The 16,692-nt window shown below is 59.0% G+C and carries 18 protein-coding genes; 15 read left to right on the plus strand and 3 right to left on the minus strand.

From position 1 onward, the window contains the following. The first annotated feature begins 6 nt into the window (after window positions 1-6). From cbiK to cobT, 11 genes are read left to right on the plus strand one after another with little or no spacing between them, the layout of a single operon-like run. A complete protein-coding gene (gene cbiK, locus GM298_RS05315; RefSeq protein WP_025755933.1) occupies window positions 7-801 on the plus strand; it encodes a sirohydrochlorin cobaltochelatase in 795 nt (264 codons plus the stop codon). Next, on the plus strand, window positions 798-1,508 hold the full coding sequence (locus GM298_RS05320; RefSeq protein WP_025755932.1) for a cobalt-factor II C(20)-methyltransferase: 711 nt from the start codon (window positions 798-800) through the stop codon (window positions 1,506-1,508). The genes cbiK and GM298_RS05320 overlap by 4 nt, the downstream gene beginning before the upstream one ends. Continuing rightward, window positions 1,508-2,245, plus strand: coding sequence for a cobalt ECF transporter S component CbiM (gene cbiM, locus GM298_RS05325; RefSeq protein WP_045284671.1), 738 nt, complete (start codon window positions 1,508-1,510; stop codon window positions 2,243-2,245). Before GM298_RS05320 ends, cbiM begins: the two co-directional genes overlap by 1 nt. A 1-nt stretch (window position 2,246) precedes the next feature. Continuing rightward, window positions 2,247-2,528 (plus strand): energy-coupling factor ABC transporter substrate-binding protein, encoded by a 282-nt coding sequence (locus GM298_RS05330; RefSeq protein WP_045284670.1) that lies wholly within the window; start codon window positions 2,247-2,249, stop codon window positions 2,526-2,528. After that, window positions 2,515-3,192, plus strand: coding sequence for an energy-coupling factor ABC transporter transmembrane protein (locus GM298_RS05335; RefSeq protein WP_266153771.1), 678 nt, complete (start codon window positions 2,515-2,517; stop codon window positions 3,190-3,192). The genes GM298_RS05330 and GM298_RS05335 overlap by 14 nt, the downstream gene beginning before the upstream one ends. Before the next feature lie 11 nt (window positions 3,193-3,203). Next, window positions 3,204-4,022, plus strand: coding sequence for an energy-coupling factor ABC transporter ATP-binding protein (locus tag GM298_RS05340; RefSeq protein ID WP_045284668.1), 819 nt, complete (start codon window positions 3,204-3,206; stop codon window positions 4,020-4,022). Beyond that, a complete protein-coding gene (locus tag GM298_RS05345) occupies window positions 4,019-5,542 on the plus strand; it encodes a cobyric acid synthase (protein WP_025755928.1) in 1,524 nt (507 codons plus the stop codon). Before GM298_RS05340 ends, GM298_RS05345 begins: the two co-directional genes overlap by 4 nt. Continuing rightward, window positions 5,539-6,090 (plus strand): bifunctional adenosylcobinamide kinase/adenosylcobinamide-phosphate guanylyltransferase, encoded by a 552-nt coding sequence (gene cobU / locus GM298_RS05350; protein WP_045284666.1) that lies wholly within the window; start codon window positions 5,539-5,541, stop codon window positions 6,088-6,090. Before GM298_RS05345 ends, cobU begins: the two co-directional genes overlap by 4 nt. Then, a complete protein-coding gene (cobS, locus tag GM298_RS05355) occupies window positions 6,081-6,839 on the plus strand; it encodes an adenosylcobinamide-GDP ribazoletransferase (RefSeq protein WP_025755926.1) in 759 nt (252 codons plus the stop codon). The genes cobU and cobS overlap by 10 nt, the downstream gene beginning before the upstream one ends. 3 nt (window positions 6,840-6,842) lie before the next feature. Further along, window positions 6,843-7,451 (plus strand): alpha-ribazole phosphatase, encoded by a 609-nt coding sequence (cobC, locus tag GM298_RS05360; RefSeq protein WP_025755925.1) that lies wholly within the window; start codon window positions 6,843-6,845, stop codon window positions 7,449-7,451. A gap of 11 nt (window positions 7,452-7,462) precedes the next feature. Beyond that, complete coding sequence (gene cobT / locus GM298_RS05365) at window positions 7,463-8,518, plus strand: nicotinate-nucleotide--dimethylbenzimidazole phosphoribosyltransferase (protein WP_045284663.1); 1,056 nt, start codon at window positions 7,463-7,465, stop codon at window positions 8,516-8,518. 45 nt (window positions 8,519-8,563) lie between these two features. Here the strand turns inward: cobT and GM298_RS05370 are convergent, their stop codons facing one another. Beyond that, window positions 8,564-9,436, minus strand: a complete 873-nt coding sequence (locus tag GM298_RS05370; protein ID WP_266153757.1) for an AraC family transcriptional regulator — start codon at window positions 9,434-9,436, stop codon at window positions 8,564-8,566. Between the two features lie 228 nt (window positions 9,437-9,664). On the opposite strand from GM298_RS05370, the gene GM298_RS05375 reads away from it, so the two are divergent. Genes GM298_RS05375 through GM298_RS05390 form a run of 4 tightly spaced genes read left to right on the plus strand, consistent with a single transcriptional unit; the run spans window position 9,665 to window position 14,606 of the window. Further along, a complete protein-coding gene (locus GM298_RS05375; protein WP_266153758.1) occupies window positions 9,665-11,503 on the plus strand; it encodes a DUF2264 domain-containing protein in 1,839 nt (612 codons plus the stop codon). After that, window positions 11,500-12,780, plus strand: a complete 1,281-nt coding sequence (locus GM298_RS05380; protein ID WP_095449490.1) for an oligosaccharide MFS transporter — start codon at window positions 11,500-11,502, stop codon at window positions 12,778-12,780. The genes GM298_RS05375 and GM298_RS05380 overlap by 4 nt, the downstream gene beginning before the upstream one ends. A 13-nt stretch (window positions 12,781-12,793) precedes the next feature. Next, window positions 12,794-13,984, plus strand: a complete 1,191-nt coding sequence (locus GM298_RS05385) for a glycoside hydrolase family 88 protein (RefSeq protein ID WP_095449491.1) — start codon at window positions 12,794-12,796, stop codon at window positions 13,982-13,984. A gap of 22 nt (window positions 13,985-14,006) precedes the next feature. Next, entirely contained in the window at window positions 14,007-14,606 is a 600-nt protein-coding gene (locus GM298_RS05390; RefSeq protein WP_266153759.1) for a DJ-1/PfpI family protein, read from the plus strand. Window positions 14,607-14,703: 97 nt separating this feature from the next. On the opposite strand, the gene GM298_RS05395 is transcribed toward GM298_RS05390, so the two are convergent. Both GM298_RS05395 and hpxD read right to left on the minus strand, forming a co-directional pair. Next, window positions 14,704-15,639, minus strand: a complete 936-nt coding sequence (locus GM298_RS05395) for a PDR/VanB family oxidoreductase (protein ID WP_266153760.1) — start codon at window positions 15,637-15,639, stop codon at window positions 14,704-14,706. An 11-nt stretch (window positions 15,640-15,650) separates the two neighbouring features. Beyond that, on the minus strand, window positions 15,651-16,685 hold the full coding sequence (hpxD, locus tag GM298_RS05400) for a molybdenum cofactor-independent xanthine hydroxylase subunit HpxD (RefSeq protein ID WP_262783542.1): 1,035 nt from the start codon (window positions 16,683-16,685) through the stop codon (window positions 15,651-15,653). Window positions 16,686-16,692 lie beyond the last annotated feature (7 nt).

Here is a 16,692-nt window from a genome sequence, read left to right on the forward strand (position 1 = left end):
ATAGTGATGAAAAAGGCGCTTCTGGTGGTCAGCTTTGGTACCAGCTACCACGATACCTGCGAGAAGAACATTGTGGCCTGCGAGCGTGCGTTGGCAGAAAGCTGCCCTGACCGTGAGCTTTTTCGGGCATTCACCTCCGGGATGATTATTCGCAAGCTGAAACAGCGTGACGGCATTGAGATCGATACGCCGCTGCAGGCGCTGAAAAAGCTTGCGGCTCAGGGATATCAGGATGTGGCGATTCAGTCCCTGCATATCATCAACGGCGATGAGTACGAGAAAATCGTCCGTGAAGTGCAGAGCCTGCGCCCGCTGTTCACCCGCCTGACGCTGGGGGTTCCGCTCCTGAGCAGCCACGACGATTACGCGCAGCTGATACGCGCATTGCAACAGCAGATGCCAGCGCTTGGGGCTACGGAAAAAGTGGTGTTTATGGGCCACGGCGCCAGCCATCACGCCTTTGCGGCCTATGCCTGCCTTGACCACATGATGATGGTCCAGGGTTTCCCTGCCCGCGTCGGCGCGGTGGAGAGCTACCCGGAAGTCGACATCCTGATTGAGAGCCTCGGTAAAGAGGGCGTCACCGCCGTGCATCTGATGCCGCTGATGCTGGTGGCAGGCGATCACGCCATTAATGATATGGCCTCTGATGCCGAGGATTCCTGGAAGACGTTGTTTAACGCAGCCGGGATCGCGGCGACGCCGTGGCTGAGCGGGCTGGGAGAAAACCTGGCGGTGCGCGCGATGTTCGTCGCCCATCTGCAGCAGGCGCTGAGCGTCGCGATGGAGGAGGCAGCATGAGCGGCAAACTGTATGCCCTGAGTACCGGTCCGGGCGCGTCTGACCTTATCACCGTGCGCGCCTCACGGATCCTCGGTTCGCTGGATATTCTCTATGCCCCGGCCGGTCGCAAAGGCGGCGATAGCCTGGCGCTCTCTATCGTCCGGCCGTTTATCGGCCAACAGACCGACATCCGCTGCTGCCACTTTCCCATGAGCGCCGACGATGCTGAAAAAGAGGCGGTGTGGGATGAGGTGGCCGACGCGTTAGTCAGGGCGGTGAACGACGGAAAACAGGTTGGCTTTATCACCCTGGGCGACGCCATGCTGTTCAGCACCTGGGTGTTCTTACTGCGACGCATCGGTAATCCGGACTGGCTGGAAATTGTGCCCGGGGTGACGTCGTTTGCCGCGATTGCCGCGCGGTCCAAAACGCCGCTGGCGATGGAACAGCAGTCGCTGGCTGTGATCGCCTGTACCGCGCCGGAAGCGGAGATTGCACAGGCGCTGCAGCAGCACGACAGTCTGGTGCTGATGAAGGTGTATGGCCGGTTTGCGCGCATCAAAGCGCTGCTGGCGCAGGCCGGGCTGCTGAACTGCGCACTGATGATGTCAGAGGCCACGCTCCCTGGCGAGCAGTGCTGGCGGCATCTGGATGAGGTTGCTGATGACCAGCCGTTACCCTATTTCTCGACCATTCTGGTCAACAAACAGTGGGAGTATGCGTAATGAAACTCGAACAACAGCTTAAACAGCTGTCATTTGGTGGCCTGGCGGCGGCGCTATTGCTGATGGTGGTGCCGGAGCAGGCGTTCGCAATGCACATCATGGAAGGGTTTTTACCGCCGATGTGGGCGCTGGCGTGGTGGCTGCTCTTCTTACCGTGTTTGTGGTACGGACTGGTGCGCTTGCGCCGTATCGTGCAGGAGGATAGCCACCAGAAAGTCCTGCTGGCGCTGTGCGGGGCATTTATTTTCGTGCTGTCGGCACTGAAGATCCCATCGGTAACCGGCAGCTGCTCGCATCCCACCGGCGTGGGACTCGCCGTGATTCTGTTCGGGCCTGGGGTCGTCGCCATCCTCGGCGCCATCGTGCTGTTGTTTCAGGCGCTGCTGCTGGCACACGGCGGTTTGACCACGCTTGGCGCGAACGGCATGTCGATGGCGGTGATTGGGCCGGTTGTTGGGTATATGGTGTGGAAGATGGCCTGCCGTGCCGGGCTCCGTCGTGATGTCGGGGTATTTTTGTGCGCGATGCTGGCGGATCTGGTGACTTATTTTGTGACTTCGGTTCAGCTTGGCGCGGCGTTCCCGGACCCGGCGACGGGTACCACGGGCTCGATGGTGAAATTCATGGGCATTTTCTGCCTGACGCAGATCCCCATCGCCATCGCAGAGGGATTGTTAACCGTCATGATTTATGACCAGTTGACCAAACGTCAGCTGATTACCGCGCAAGGATACTGAGATGAAAAAAACGCTGATGCTGTTGGCGATGGTGCTTGCCCTGATCGTACTGCCATTTTTTATCGATCACGGGGGGGAATTTGGCGGCTCGGATGGTGAAGCCGAAAATCAAATCCAGGTGGTGGCGCCGCAGTACACGCCATGGTTCACGCCGCTCTATGAGCCCGCCAGCGGCGAAATTGAAAGTCTGCTGTTTACGCTCCAGGGCTCCATTGGCGCAGCGGTGATTTTCTATATTTTGGGCTACACGAAAGGCAGACAGCGCCGTGATGACCGGGCTTGACAGGCTTAGCTACCAGAGCCGCTGGGCTCACGTTGCGCCGGAACGCAAGTTTCTGCTCTGGCTGGCGCTGATGATGCTGGCGTTTGTGCTGCCGCCGCTGGGACAGGGGATCGTAGTGGCGTTGACGGCGGGACTGACCTGCTGGCTGCTGCGTATGAGCTTCTGGCGCTGGTGCCGCTGGATGGCGCTGCCGTTTGGCTTTCTGCTGGTCGGGGTACTGACGATCCTCTTTAGCGTCACCCGAGACCCGCACACGCTGATGGTCAGCGTCCCCGTGGGGCACTACTGGCTGGGGATCACCGTTTCCGGGATGACCGCCGCCAGTGAAACCTTCTGGCGCAGCCTTGCCGCGCTGGCGGCGACGTTCTGGCTGGTACTGAATTTGCCGTTTCCGCAGCTGATTGTACTGCTTAAGCGGGCACGCGTGCCGCGTCTGCTTACCGAACAGATTCTGCTGACCTGGCGCTTTATTTTTATTTTGCTGGACGAAGCGCTGGCGATTCATCGCGCGCAGACCCTGCGTTTTGGCTATTGCAGCCTGCCAAAATGCTATCGCTCTCTGGCGATGCTGGTCGGTTTGCTGTTTACCCGGGTGTTGATTCGCTATCAGCAGATGGCGACCACGCTGGATATTAAACTCTACCAGGGTGATTTTCCCCTGTAAGGAATCGCACCATGCTGACCACCACCAATCTCTGGTTTCGCTATCAGGAGGCGCAGGTACTTAAAGGGCTGACGCTGGATTTTTCGACCCATGCCGTCACCGGGCTGGTCGGGGCTAACGGTTGTGGAAAGTCGACGTTATTTATGAACCTGAGCGGCCTGCTGAGGCCGCAGCAGGGAGCGGTGCTGTGGCAGGGGAAGCCGCTGGACTACAGCAAACGCGGACTGCTGGCGCTCCGTCAACAGGTCGCAACGGTGTTTCAGGACCCCGATCAGCAGATCTTTTATACCGATATTGATAGCGACATCGCCTTTAGCCTGCGCAACCTGGGGGTGGCTGAGCCGGAGATCGCGCGGCGCGTCGACGATGCGCTGACGCTGGTCGACGCGCAGCGTTTTCGTCAGCAGCCGATCCAGTGCCTGAGCCATGGGCAAAAGAAGCGAGTCGCCATCGCTGGGGCACTGGTACTGGGGGCGCGCTATCTTCTGCTGGACGAGCCCACGGCCGGGCTTGATCCTTCAGGACGCACGCAGATGATCGAGATTATCAGACGTATTGTGGCGCAGGGGAACCACGTGGTGATCTCCAGTCATGATATTGACCTGATTTACGATGTCAGCGATGCCGTCTACGTGCTGCGTCAGGGAGAAGTGCTGGCGCACGGTGCGCCGGGCGAGGTGTTTGCCCGCAGCGAACTGATTGAACGGGCCGGATTAACGCAGCCCTGGCTCGTCAAACTGCATGCGCAACTTGGCCTGCCGTTATGCAAAACCGAAGATGAATTTTTCAGCCGTATGCGACAAAAAAACGTAATGAAGGAGGCCTCATGACGCAGGCAATTATGTTGCAGGGAACCGCTTCTGACGTCGGTAAAAGCGTCCTGGTGGCAGGGCTGTGCCGGATTTTTTATCAGGATGGCCTGCGTACCGCGCCGTTTAAATCGCAGAATATGGCGCTCAATTCCGGTATCACCCCGGAGGGAAAAGAGATGGGCCGCGCGCAGATTTTTCAGGCCCAGGCGGCGGGAATCACGCCGGACGTACGGATGAATCCGGTGTTGTTAAAACCGACCAGTGACCGTAAAGCGCAGGTGGTGCTGATGGGGCAGGTGGCGACCGATATGGACGCGGTCAGCTACCACGCGTACAAACCGCGTCTGCGGGAGCAGATCCGTGATGTCTACAACAGCCTGGCCAGAGAGTATGACGTGCTGGTGCTGGAAGGCGCGGGTAGCCCGGCGGAAATTAACCTGCGCGATCGCGATATCGTCAATATGGGGATGGCCGAAATGGCGCAGTGCCCGGTGATCCTCGTGGCGGACATTGACAGAGGCGGCGTGTTTGCCGCCATCTACGGGACGCTGGCGCTGCTGCACGACCACGAGCGGGCGCGCGTGAAAGGGGTCATCATCAATAAATTTCGTGGCGATGTTGCGCTGCTCTGTTCGGGCATTGAACAGATAGAAAACCTGACCGGCGTGCCGGTGTTGGGGGTTATGCCGTGGCTGGATGTGGATCTGGAAGATGAGGACGGCGTGGCGCTGCAAAAGGGAAAATACCTGCGAACCGCGCCGCGTGATATCGACATTGCCGTGGTGCAGGTTCCGCATATCTCCAACTTCACCGACTTTAACGCCCTGGCGGCGCAGCCCGATGTGCGCGTGCGCTATGTTCGCTCTCCCCAGGAGCTGGCGGGGGCTGACCTCGTGATTCTCCCCGGCAGTAAAAATACGCTGGGCGATCTGGCCTGGTTGCGGGAAAGCGGCATGGCGCACGCGGTGCTGCAGTCCCACCAACAGAACGTGCCCGTCATGGGCATTTGCGGCGGTTACCAGATGCTTGGCGACACCATCATTGATGAGGTGGAATCGGGAATGGGAACCCAGCCAGGGCTTGGTCTACTTCATACCGTGACTCGCTTTGCGCAGCGAAAAACCACGACGCAGGTTTCCGGGCGGATGGCGTCGGCGCTGCCGACGTGGCTTGCCCCGTTATCAGACATGAAGGTGCAGGGTTATGAGATTCATATGGGAGAGACCCGGCTGATATCCGACGGTGACCCGGCGCTGTTTCTGGAAAAAGGGGGCACGCACATAGCGGATGGTGCCATCAGCGCTGACGGGAAGGTGATAGGAACGTATCTCCATGGGTTATTCGATAACGATGCGTTCACGCGCGCCATGGTGGATGGCTTACGCCAGCGCAAAGGACTGGCGCCATTAGACGTTGCGGTAGATTACGCAGCTTATAAAGCGCAACAGTTTGATATCCTGGCGAGCGCGATGCGAGAACATATTGATATTAAAAAGATCTATCAAATTATGCGGGAGCATCAGGAGGAGGTCGCATGATATTAGTCACCGGAGGCGCGCGCAGCGGGAAAAGTGCGCACGTCGAACAACTGGCGGCGCAGCAGTGCGAACGCGTGCTGTATATCGCGACGTCAGTGATTACCGATGAAGAAATGGCGCTGCGCGTTGACAAGCACCGCGCCCAGCGTCCTGCGCACTGGCGAACCTGGGAAGGGTATCGCGATCTGGGCGATGTGATTCGCCACCAGGTGCAGCCGGGCGAAGGCGTTGTTCTGGAATGCGTCACCACCCTGTTGTCGAACCTGCTCTATGACGCCAGCGGCGGCGCGTCGCCAGAAACTCTCGATTTTTCCGCGCTTGAGGCGGTGTTGCAAGAGCAGGTGGACGACCTGATAGCGGCCTGTCAGCAGTCGGCGGCGCCGGTTTATATTGTGACCAATGAGCTGGGCATGAGCATCACGCCAGAGAATCGGCTGGCGCGTCATTTTGTTGATATTGCCGGGCGCGCGAACCAGAAGCTGGCGCGGGCGGCGCAGGACGTGTGGCTGGTTGTCTCGGGAATTGGAGTAAAGATTAAATGTCGTTAAAAATGTTGTGGGCGACGCTGGGATTTATTACCCGTATACCGGTGCCGCAAAAATGGAGCGACGGCGTTGAATTTTCGCAGTATGGCCGTGGCGTTCCCTGGTTCCCCGTGGTGGGCTTGATCGTTGGTGGCCTGGCCGCCGTAAGCTATCTGGCGGTGAGCCAGACCGGCGGGGGCATCATTATCGGTGCGGTTGCCTGGGTGCTGGCGCTGGTGCTGCTGACCGGCGGGTTTCATCTGGACGGTCTGGCGGACACCTGCGATGGCGTTTTTTCTGCCCGCACCCGTGAACGGATGCTGGAGATTATGCGCGATAGCCGGTTGGGGACTTACGGCGGTCTGGCCATCGTATTCTGCATCCTTATCAAAGTCGCTACGGCGATCTCCCTGGCTCAGCTTCCCGTTAATACCCTCTTTGCACTGCTGGTGTGTGCGCCGATCGTCGGGCGCACGGGAATGGTGTTGGCCATGTACCGGCAGCACTATGCGCGTGAGGGTGCAGGCATGGCAAACGCCTATCTCGGCCATATCAGCGGCAAAGAGACCATCATCACCCTCTGCATCGGCGTAGCGCTCGTGGGGCTGATGGCGGGGATGCAGGGGCTTGTCGCCAGCATCATCGCCTGGATTGTCGTCAACGCGGTAAAGACTTTTTTAAGCCGCCGACTGAACGGGCTAACGGGGGATACCCTGGGTGCGATGGAGGAGATAGGCGAAATGGTCTTCCTTCTGGCGCTTCTGTGGGTCTGACGTATGCGTATTTTTCTGGTCCGGCACGGTCAAACCACCGCTAACCTCAGCGGTGTATTTTACGGTAGTACCGATTTGTCGCTCTCGCCGCAGGGCATTGCGCAAAGCCAGCGTGTTGCCGGGTTTTTGGCCGGGGTCGCGTTCGGGCAGACGCGCGTCAGCGCGCTGCAGCGTGCTCAGCAAACGGCGCGGCTTATCGTGCCAACTGCCCATGATGTTCAAGTGGATGCGCGTCTTAACGAGCTGGATTTTGGCAAATGGGAGATGCGGCACTACAGCGACATTGAAAAAGAAAATCCCGCGTCGTGGCAGCGCTGGCTGGATGACTGGCAAAACGCCACGCCCGACGGTGGCGAAGCCTTCCCGCATTTCGCCGCACGAGTCAGGGCGGCGGCGGATGAGATGAGTCAACTGCAGCAGCACGACGAGATGCTCATTGTGGCGCATCAGGGTGTGCTGAGCCTGCTGCTGGCAACCTGGTTAGGGATGCCCCCGGCAGCGATGTGGCATTTCCCGTTCAGTCATGATGCCTACACGGTCGTTGAAAATCGGGCCGGGCATTGGGTATTACGCGTATTTAATGGCAGAAGCGTTTGGCAAACTGAAGAGTGAGGGTGATGAGGATGGGGACAGTGAAGGCGCTGGCGGCGGCCATCAGACCGCTTGATAAACAGAAGATCGAGGCGGCCTCGCGGCATGTTGATGGCTTAATCAAGCCGACAAATAGCCTCGGTCGGCTGGAGAGTCTGGCAATACAGCTTGCGGGAATGTGGGGAATCGACAGGCTCGATAATCTGCAAAAAGAGATTATCGTGATGTGCGCCGACCATGGCGTGTTTGATGAAGGCGTGGCTGTGACGCCGAAAGTGGTGACCAGGCTTCAGGCCGTCAATATGCAAAAGGGGTTGACCGGGGTATGTGTGCTGGCCCGCAATAGCCAGACGTCGGTACTCCCCGTTGATATCGGCATTGACGGTGAGCCTGTTGACAATATGCTCAGCCTTAAACTGTCTCGTGGCTGCGGGAATATCGCCCAGGGGCCTGCGATGAGCCGTCAGGATGCCGAACACCTGCTGCTGGCGAGCGCCAGCCTCGTTAAAAAACGCGCTCAGGAGGGGATTTCCGTCTTTGGCGTTGGCGAGCTGGGTATTGCGAACACGACGCCGGCCTCGGCAATCATCAGCGTACTGACCGACAGCGATCCGCATGAGGTGGTGGGGATTGGGGCAAATTTGCCGCAGGACCGGGTACAGCATAAGGAAGCCATTGTTCGGCAGGCGATACGCATTAACCAGCCGGATGCGCGCGACGCGGTTGACGTTCTGGCCAAAGTTGGCGGCTATGACCTGGTGGGTATGACCGGGGTGATATTAGGCGCTGGCGCATGCGGACTGCCCGTTGTGTTGGACGGTTTTCTCTCGTATGCCGCAGCCATCGCCGCCTGCCAGATTGCGCCAGAGGTTAAGAACTACTGTATTCCCTCTCATTTTTCCGCCGAAAAAGGGGCCAGACGTGCGCTGGAGCACCTTGGGCTGGCGCCCTTTATCCACCTTGACATGCGTCTTGGTGAAGGGAGCGGTGCCGCGCTGGCAATGTCTATCGTCAGTGCGGCATGCGCGATGTATTGCGAGATGGGGCTACTGGCGCAAAGCGGCATTGAGTTGCCGGTTCCGGCGTGACGGAATGCGATACGTTTGATTTGTTAAAGCCACCTTGCAGTCCGATCACTGCAAGGTGATCCCGTCAGACGTTCTGCTGCAGCGGAGGCTACGTCGATACTGCAGCGGTGTCTGACGCATCATCTTTTTAAAGCAGGTAATGAAATAGGTTACCTCGCTAAACCCGACAGCCAGCGCAATGGTGTCAACAGGCTCATCGCTGTACCGCAAGAGATCGCAACTGCTTTTGATCCGCCGGGTCAGCAAATATTCCTGGATGCAACCGCCGGTCTGCTGACGGAAAATGCGTGAGGTATAGCTGCGTGAGAGCCCCAGGTCGTGGGCGAGCTGGTCGAGCGAAAACTTGCTGGCATAGTGGGCTTCGACCCAGCTCATGATCCGCGAGGCGACGGTCTGCTGACGCGGCGGGTAGGGTTGCGGCTGCTCGGGCAGAAAGGTCATGAGCTGCATCACCAGAAATGCCACCTCGCAGGCCTCGGTCTGCTCGTTGCCCTCCAGGCGCTGAAACTGTTCCAGGATCCTCTCGATAAATGCCGCGTGCTCGCTGAGATCGTATATTTGCGCGGGCAGATTGCTGGCCGCCAGCGCGGCGAACCGGGCCTGATGGCGCGGGAAGGCGCTGAGCGCGCTTTCGACGACCGATTGCTCAATGTGCATGGTGGTGCGGTGATAGGGGTTCTTATCGCTATGATCGACCTGCACTTTGTGCAGACGAAAGGGCGGGAAGATAAATAATCGCCCCGGACGGGCGGTGTAGTGTTGATTATCCACCACCACGATGCCGTAGCCGCTGGAAATATAGAGCAATTCAACACATTGATGCCAGTGGTAGTAAATCGCGCTGGTGGCGTACATGCGGTTAAAAGAAATGGCCTGCTGATCGAGCATAATGCGTTCCAGCAGCTGCGTTTCACCCATTTTACCTCCAGGACAACAGATTTAAATTTTTAGGCCACCATTTGTAATTTATCCCCCTCGCGGTCGACAAAATCCAGAAAAAATGAAATGGCGGTTCAATTTTGTGATTCTGCTCACTCAGCACCGTGAATAAAAGCAGTTACTCTTCATCCAGACGTCGCACTCGTGGCTATAAAAAGCCTAATAACAATAACTTATCTCTACCCTCGTGTTATGCGGGAGGACCCTGTGCAACCTGAAAACATTCATCTGGATAACCCACTGACAAGCCGGGAAGAGGTACTACGGCTGGTCAACGATATGCTGAACGCGGTGGCGCCTTATTTTAAAAAAGACGCCAGCCGCATTGATTTAGCGAACTTTACCGCTCACTACGGCCAGCAGGTCGCGAGCATGGAAACATTTTCCCGCCTGCTGTGGGGCGTGACGCCATTGCTGGCTGGCGGCAGTGAGCCACAACACTTCTCTTTCTATTTACAGGCGATAAAAAACGGCACTGATCCGCAGCATGCCGATTACTGGGGCGACGTCGCGCCTTACGATCAGCGAATTGTCGAGATGGCGGCCTACGGGCTGCTGCTGGCGCTGGCGGGGGAAACCGTACTGGCACACTTCACTGAGACGGAGAAAGTGAATTTATGGCGCTGGCTAAAGCAGTGCGAGACCCAGGAAATCCCCGATAACAACTGGCACTTCTTTCCGATTCTGGTGCAGGTCGGCTTCCATTATTGCGGCATGCCCACCAACCCGCAGGCGCTGGAAGACCATTTTGCTGCCATGGAGCACTACTATCTCGGCGATGGCTGGTACTCCGATGGTCCGGGCCGGCCGCGCGACTATTACATCTCGATGGGCTTCCATTTCTATGGCCTGATCTACGCGAAGCTCATGGTCGATGTCGATCCAACGCGTTGTGCAACACTGCGTCAGCGGGCCGCGCGTTTCTCCTCTGACTTCATCCATTTCTTTGCCGAAGACGGCGCGGCGATCCCGTTTGGCCGTAGCCTGACCTACCGCTTTGCCGAGGCGGCGTTCTGGAGTGCGGCGGCCTTCGCCGGGCTGGAGGTCTTTTCGCCTGGCGTGATGAAGGGCATCGTTCTGCGTCATCTGCGCTGGTGGCTGAAGCAGCCGATGTTCGACCGCGACGGCGTCCTGAGCGTTGGTTACAGCTACCCGAATCTGGCGATGGCGGAAGACTACAACGCACCGGGTTCGCCGTACTGGGGCCTGAAGACCCTGCTGGTGCTGGCATTAGATGAGGGCGACACCTTCTGGCAGGCGGCTGAGCTGCCGCTGCCGCCGTTACCCGCGCAGCACACGATAGCCCACGCGGATCAGGTGCTGGTGCATCAGGCCGATCACCTGTGGATGCTGACGTCCGGCCAGCTGGAGCTGAACAACTTTGTGAATACCGAAGCGAAATACTGCAAATTTGCCTATTCCACCCGCTTTGGCTTCACCATTGAACGCGGGCGCTACGGACTGAACCATGCCGCACCCGATTCGATGCTGCTGCTGGCCGAAAAGGATAACTACTGGCGTGGCCGGCGCGAATGCCAGAACGTGGTCACCGCTGACGGCACCCTTTACAGCCGCTGGCTGCCGTGGCGCGACGTGGTGATTGACAGCTGGCTGCTGGCGCTGGGCGACTGGCAGCTACGCGTCCATCGTATCACTACTCGACGTGCGCTCGATTGCGCAGAAGGGGGCTTTAGCCTGGTGAACCGCCCACAGCCGCAGGGACACGAGAGTGACAGTGCCTGCTGGTTACGCAGTACCCGGGATGTCTCCGCCATTTTCTGTTTACATCCGCAGACCCGCCGCGGCGAGACGGTGGTGACGCCGCCAAACAGTAATCTGTTGTTCGCCGAGCGCGCGGCGGTGCCGGTGTTGCGCGGCGAGCTCGACCCCGGCACGCATGTGTTCATCAGCGCGGTGTGGGCGGGAAATGCCGCCGACTTCAACCCGCAGCATTGCCCGCAGGCCTTCATGAGCGATGACGCGGTACGCTTCGTGACGGCACGACAAGAAACGACGCTCATTCTGGCTCCGGAGGCATCGCTATGAGCACATCATCATCCGTACGCGCCGCGCAGTACAAAATGAGTACCTTTATTTTCCTTTACTTCTTCACCTGGTCATCCAGCTTTGGCCTGTACGCCCTGTGGCTGAGTCAGAAAGTGGGCCTCGACAGCGTCACCATAGGCAGCGTGTTCGCCATCAATGGCGTCTTCGCGGTGGTCCTGAAGCCGGTGTACGGCTACATCATGGACAAAATTGGCATGAGCAAGTGGCTGCTCTATTTTGTCTGCGCTATTTCTGCGCTGATGGCGCCGTTCTTCGCGCTGGTGTACCAGCCGCTGCTGCAAAGCCATGCGATGGTGGGGATTATCATCGGCGCGCTGTATCTGAGCCTGGGCTGGTACGCCGGGGTGGCGGCGTCTGAATCTTACGCCGACCGCTTTAGCCGCCTGTACGGCCTGGAGTTTGGCCGCATCAGAATGTGGGGTTCACTGGGCTGGGCGATGGCGGCGTCGGTCTCAGGGTTGTTGTTTAACGTCACGCCGCTGGCCAACTTTCTGCTCAGCAGCGGGACCTCGGTAGTGATGCTGCTGGTGCTGATTAGCCTCAAAATCGGCGAGGAGCAACTGCGTAATAACAGCGTCATTTCCGCGAATAAGATCGTCTTTGCCGATGTGCTGATGCTGTTGAAAAACCGCAAGTTCTGGATGTTCAGCCTCTACGTCGCCGGGGTGGCGTGGATGATGTTTATCGCCGAGCAGCAGTTCCCGCGCTACTTCGTGTCGTTCTTTGCCACCAAAGCGCAGGGAAATGCCTGGTACGGCTACCTGAGCACCGTCCAGTCGGGGATGGAGTTCGTGATGATGATGTTTATCCCGTGGCTGGTGAACCACTACGGCGCGAAGCGCGGCTTGCTGTTCTGCGGCTGCGTAGTAGGCGCACGGCTGATCGCCTCCGGACTGACCAGTGACCCGATTGTTATCTCCATTATCAAACCGTTTTATGGCGTCGAGATCGCGCTGCTGCTGATTTCTGTCTTCAAATACATCGCCGAACATTTCCATCGTCGGGTTAACGCCACGATGTACCTGCTGGGCTACCAGGCGATGATTTACGTGGGCTCGATTGTGGTCGCCCCACCTGCCGGCTATCTGTACGACAGGATAGGCTTTGAGCATACCTATCTGCTGATGGGCAGCTGCGCCCTGGTATTTACACTGATTTCCGCCTTTACGCTGTCGCGCTGCCAGTCGACGCGCGATGACTCACGCCCCGTTGCTCCGGCTTTAGATACCGCACCGGTTGAACCGGCCAAACATTAATTCAGGAGTTGTTATGACCAAATCTGTTATCACCGAAGCGCTGCGGCCGATCGAACTGCATCAGGTCGATCGCCTGGCATTGAGCCAGAAGCTGGACGCGGCGTTAACCCGCGTCACGCGCAAGCTCGACCACAATATTGTCGCCTTCGGCGATAAGTTCCCCGGCGAAGCCTGTGAGAAGGGGGTCTGGCCGCGCACCGATAACGTGGAGTGGACCACCAGTTTCTGGACAGGCCAGCTGTGGCTGGCGTGGGAGATGACCGGTAAAGCGCATTATCGCGAAGCCGCCGAGCGCTATTTACCGTCGTTCGCCCGGCGTATTGAGCAGCGTATCGACACCGCAACGCACGATCTCGGGTTCCTCTATTCGCTCTCCTGCGTCAGCGCCTGGCGGCTCACCGGCAACGAAGCCGCTCGCCAGTCGGCGCTGCTGGCGGCCGATCGCCTGATGGAGCGTTTTAACCCGACGGCCAACATTATTCAGGCGTGGGGGGATTTAAACGACCCGGAGCAGCAGGGGCGAATGATCATCGACTGCAATATGAACCTGCCGCTGCTGTACTGGGCCAGCGAACAGACCGGGGAGCCGCGCTATGCGCAAGCGGCGACGGCTCACGCCGGACAGGCGGCGAACTATATCGTGCGTGAAGATGCCTCGACCTGGCACACCTGGTATATGGACGTGCAGACGGGCGAGCCGCGCTTTGGCAACACCCATCAGGGCTACAGCGATACCTCGTGCTGGTCGCGCGGCCAGGCATGGGGCATTTACGGTTTCCTGCTCAGCTATCAGCACACCGGTGATAAGCAGATGGTTGAGTTGTCACGCAGCCTGGCGCATTACTTCCTCAACCGTCTACCGGAAGATGACGTTTGCCACTGGGATCTGGCGCTGCTCGGTACCGACGCCATGCGCGACAGTTCAGCGGCGGCGATTGCCGCCTGTGGACTGCTGGAGCTGGTCAAGGCGCTGCCGTTGCTCGACGCAAACCGTGCGTATTATGAAGAGATGGCGCTGCGTATTGCGCTGTCGCTGACCGATAACTACCTTGCTCACGACGACGATCCGACCGAAGGGCTGCTGCAGCACTCGGTTTATCATATGGGCAGCGGTAAAGGCGTCGATCAGTGCTGTAGCTGGGGGGACTATTTCTATCTTGAGCTGCTGGCGCGGCTGCGACAGATCTGGCACCCGTACTGGTAACCCTTAAGCAATGGAGAGCAAAATGAAAAGCGTAGCCGTGCTATTAGCCCCCGGTTTTGAAGAGGGGGAAGCGATTGTCACTATCGATATCCTGCGCCGCCTGAATATTACGGTGCAGACGATTGCCTGCGGCGAGCGTCGCGAAGTGGTGAGCTATCACGCCATCTCAATGGTGGCGGACAGCACCCTGCAGGACAGCCTCGACAGGACCTTTGACGCCGTGATGTTACCAGGCGGCCCGGAAGGCAGTGTTAACCTGGCGAAAAGCGCGGAGGTCATTGCCTTCGTCCGCCGCCACGATGAAGCGGGCAAATATATCTGCCCGATTTGCTCCGCCGCTGCCCGCGTGCTGGGCGGCAATGGACTGCTGAAGGGACGTCGCTATGTCTGCTCCGGCGATCTGTGGAAAACAGTCAGCGATGGCATCTACGTTGATGCCGACGTTGTCGAAGACGGCAATCTGCTGAGCGGCCGTGGGCTGGGTAAAGTATTTGATTTCGCCTTTACCCTGGCGGCGCGATTGCAGGGCGATGCAGCACTGGCGCGCGAGCAGGCCAGTCATATTGATTACGCGTGGCAGGATAGCGAGCCCGTTTACGGGCTGGCAAAGTGCGATTTGTGAGTTTCGCCCGGTGACGGAATGCGATACGTTTGATTTGTTACGGATTGTAGGCCGGGTAAGCGCAGCGCCACCCGGCAAGAAAGCGTGTGCAGGGGGTTTACAGCCCGATCACCAGCTCCCCGGAATGGCTTCGCGAGCAGCACAGCGCCACCTGCTGCTCGGTTGCGTTTTTTTCTGCCTCTGACTGCACGCTATCCCGGTGATCCACCACGCCGTCAATCACCGGCGTCAGGCAGGCACCGCAGATCCCCATCTCGCAGGACAGCGGTACGTCCACGCCATGTTCCTGCAGTACCTGGGCGATGGTCTTATCCGCAGGGACCGGCCAGCGCTCACCGGTGGAGGCCAGTTTGACCGTAAAGATCTCACCCGCTGCACCGCCACTGGCGGGCGCAGCAGGCTGAAACGCCTCGCTGTGAAGATGGGCGTCGTCCCAGCCTTTCGCCGTGGCGACCTCACGTACTTTTTCCATAAACCCTGCGGGTCCGCAGATCCAGGCGTGAAGCCCCGGCTCAGGCATCGGGAGATGCCCGTCCAGCGTGGTGCGTGGGCTGTCGGTATGGATGACGCACGCATCGCACGCTGAAAGCGCGCGGGCAAACGCCGCGCTTTGCTGGTTCCGGACGTAGTAGTGCAGCGTAAACGGCGTGCCGGCGGCCTTCAGCTGCAGGGCCATCGCGTACAGCGGCGTAATGCCAATCCCCGCCGCCAGCAATAAAACCCGCTCTGCCTGCACCAGCGGAAACAGATTGCGCGGGGCCGAAATCAGCAGCTTCTGCCCCGGACGTAGCGTTTCGTGAACGTAGCGCGACCCACCCCTCGAGGCGGCTTCCCGCCCCACGCAGATTAGATACCCCTCATCGCCGCACGCCCCGGTCAGGGAGTACTGGCGAATAACCCCGCAGGGCAGATGCACGTCGATGTGCGCCCCGGGCTGCCATGCCGGCAGCGCTTCGCCGTTTTCAGCCACCAGCCTGACGGCGAGGCTCTTGTCCCCCTCGCGCCACAGTCCGTCAACAATCACGCTCAACATACGGGCCTCCGTCATACCAGGAAAAATGCGCCAAAGCCCATCTTCTTCAGTCCCCGGCGGTAGGCAATCGAGCTTTTATCCGCGGGGATATGCGCTTCCAGGGTGAGATCCAGCGGCAGGCTTTCCGGGCGCTGGGTTTCCACCATCAGGCGATCTTCTTCAAAGATGCGCAGGTTAAAGGCATGCACCTCTTCCACCGGAATATGCAGATCAAAATTACGCGCGATAGGGGCGAACATGCGGGTCACGCGTGAGGAAACGGGCGACGCGGCATTCATGATTACCAGCCGGGATTCCCCCGGAAAATGGATCGTCAGGGTGGCGGTAAACGGCAGATGCATTTCAAAATGGCGCAACCAGCGGAAGCCCTCCGGGGCCTGCACATCCGAAGCGGGAGGATAGTTACTCACCGTACTCCAGTAATCGGCAACAAAGCCAAACGGCGTTTCCTGGGGTTGATAGTCAGGGACCAGCGCGTTATTGGGATCCGCAAAGGTATCGGTGTGGATCCAGGCAAAGTGCGCCACGTCCAGAAACCCTTCCACCTGACGCCCGGCGAAGCCATTCACTTCGAACGCCGGGCAGTTAATCTGCTGAAATCCATCGTCATCCCAGTGCGGCAGGGTGGGCAGCGGCGCGGGGTTGTCCGGATCAAACGCCAGGCAGGTCCAGATCAGGCCAAAGCGCTCCTCCACGGCGTAATTAATCAGGTTCAGCTTCGCCGGAACGGGCTGGTCGGGGCTGGACGGAATGCGGTTGCAGCGCCCGTCCTCCCCAAAACGCAGGCCATGATAGGGACAGATAATCCCGTGCTCATCGTGAAAGCCGAGCGTCAGCGGCACGCCGCGGTGCGGGCACACGTCCCGGGCGACCACGACCTGGTCGTTGATCCGGTAAATCACCAGCTGTTCGTCCAGCAGGGTCGCTTTAACCGGCACCGGGCCGATGTCGCAGGCCCGGGCGACCGGATGCCAGCATTTCGCCAGACGCAGCCAGTCCTCTGGCTCAAACGTGCAGTGGGCGGGTGGGGTCGGTTCTCTTTTCATGCTTATC

This window comes from Enterobacter sp. HSTU-ASh6, from assembly GCF_026319105.1.
In the GTDB taxonomy this organism is placed as follows: Bacteria; Pseudomonadota; Gammaproteobacteria; order Enterobacterales; family Enterobacteriaceae; genus Enterobacter; species Enterobacter sichuanensis.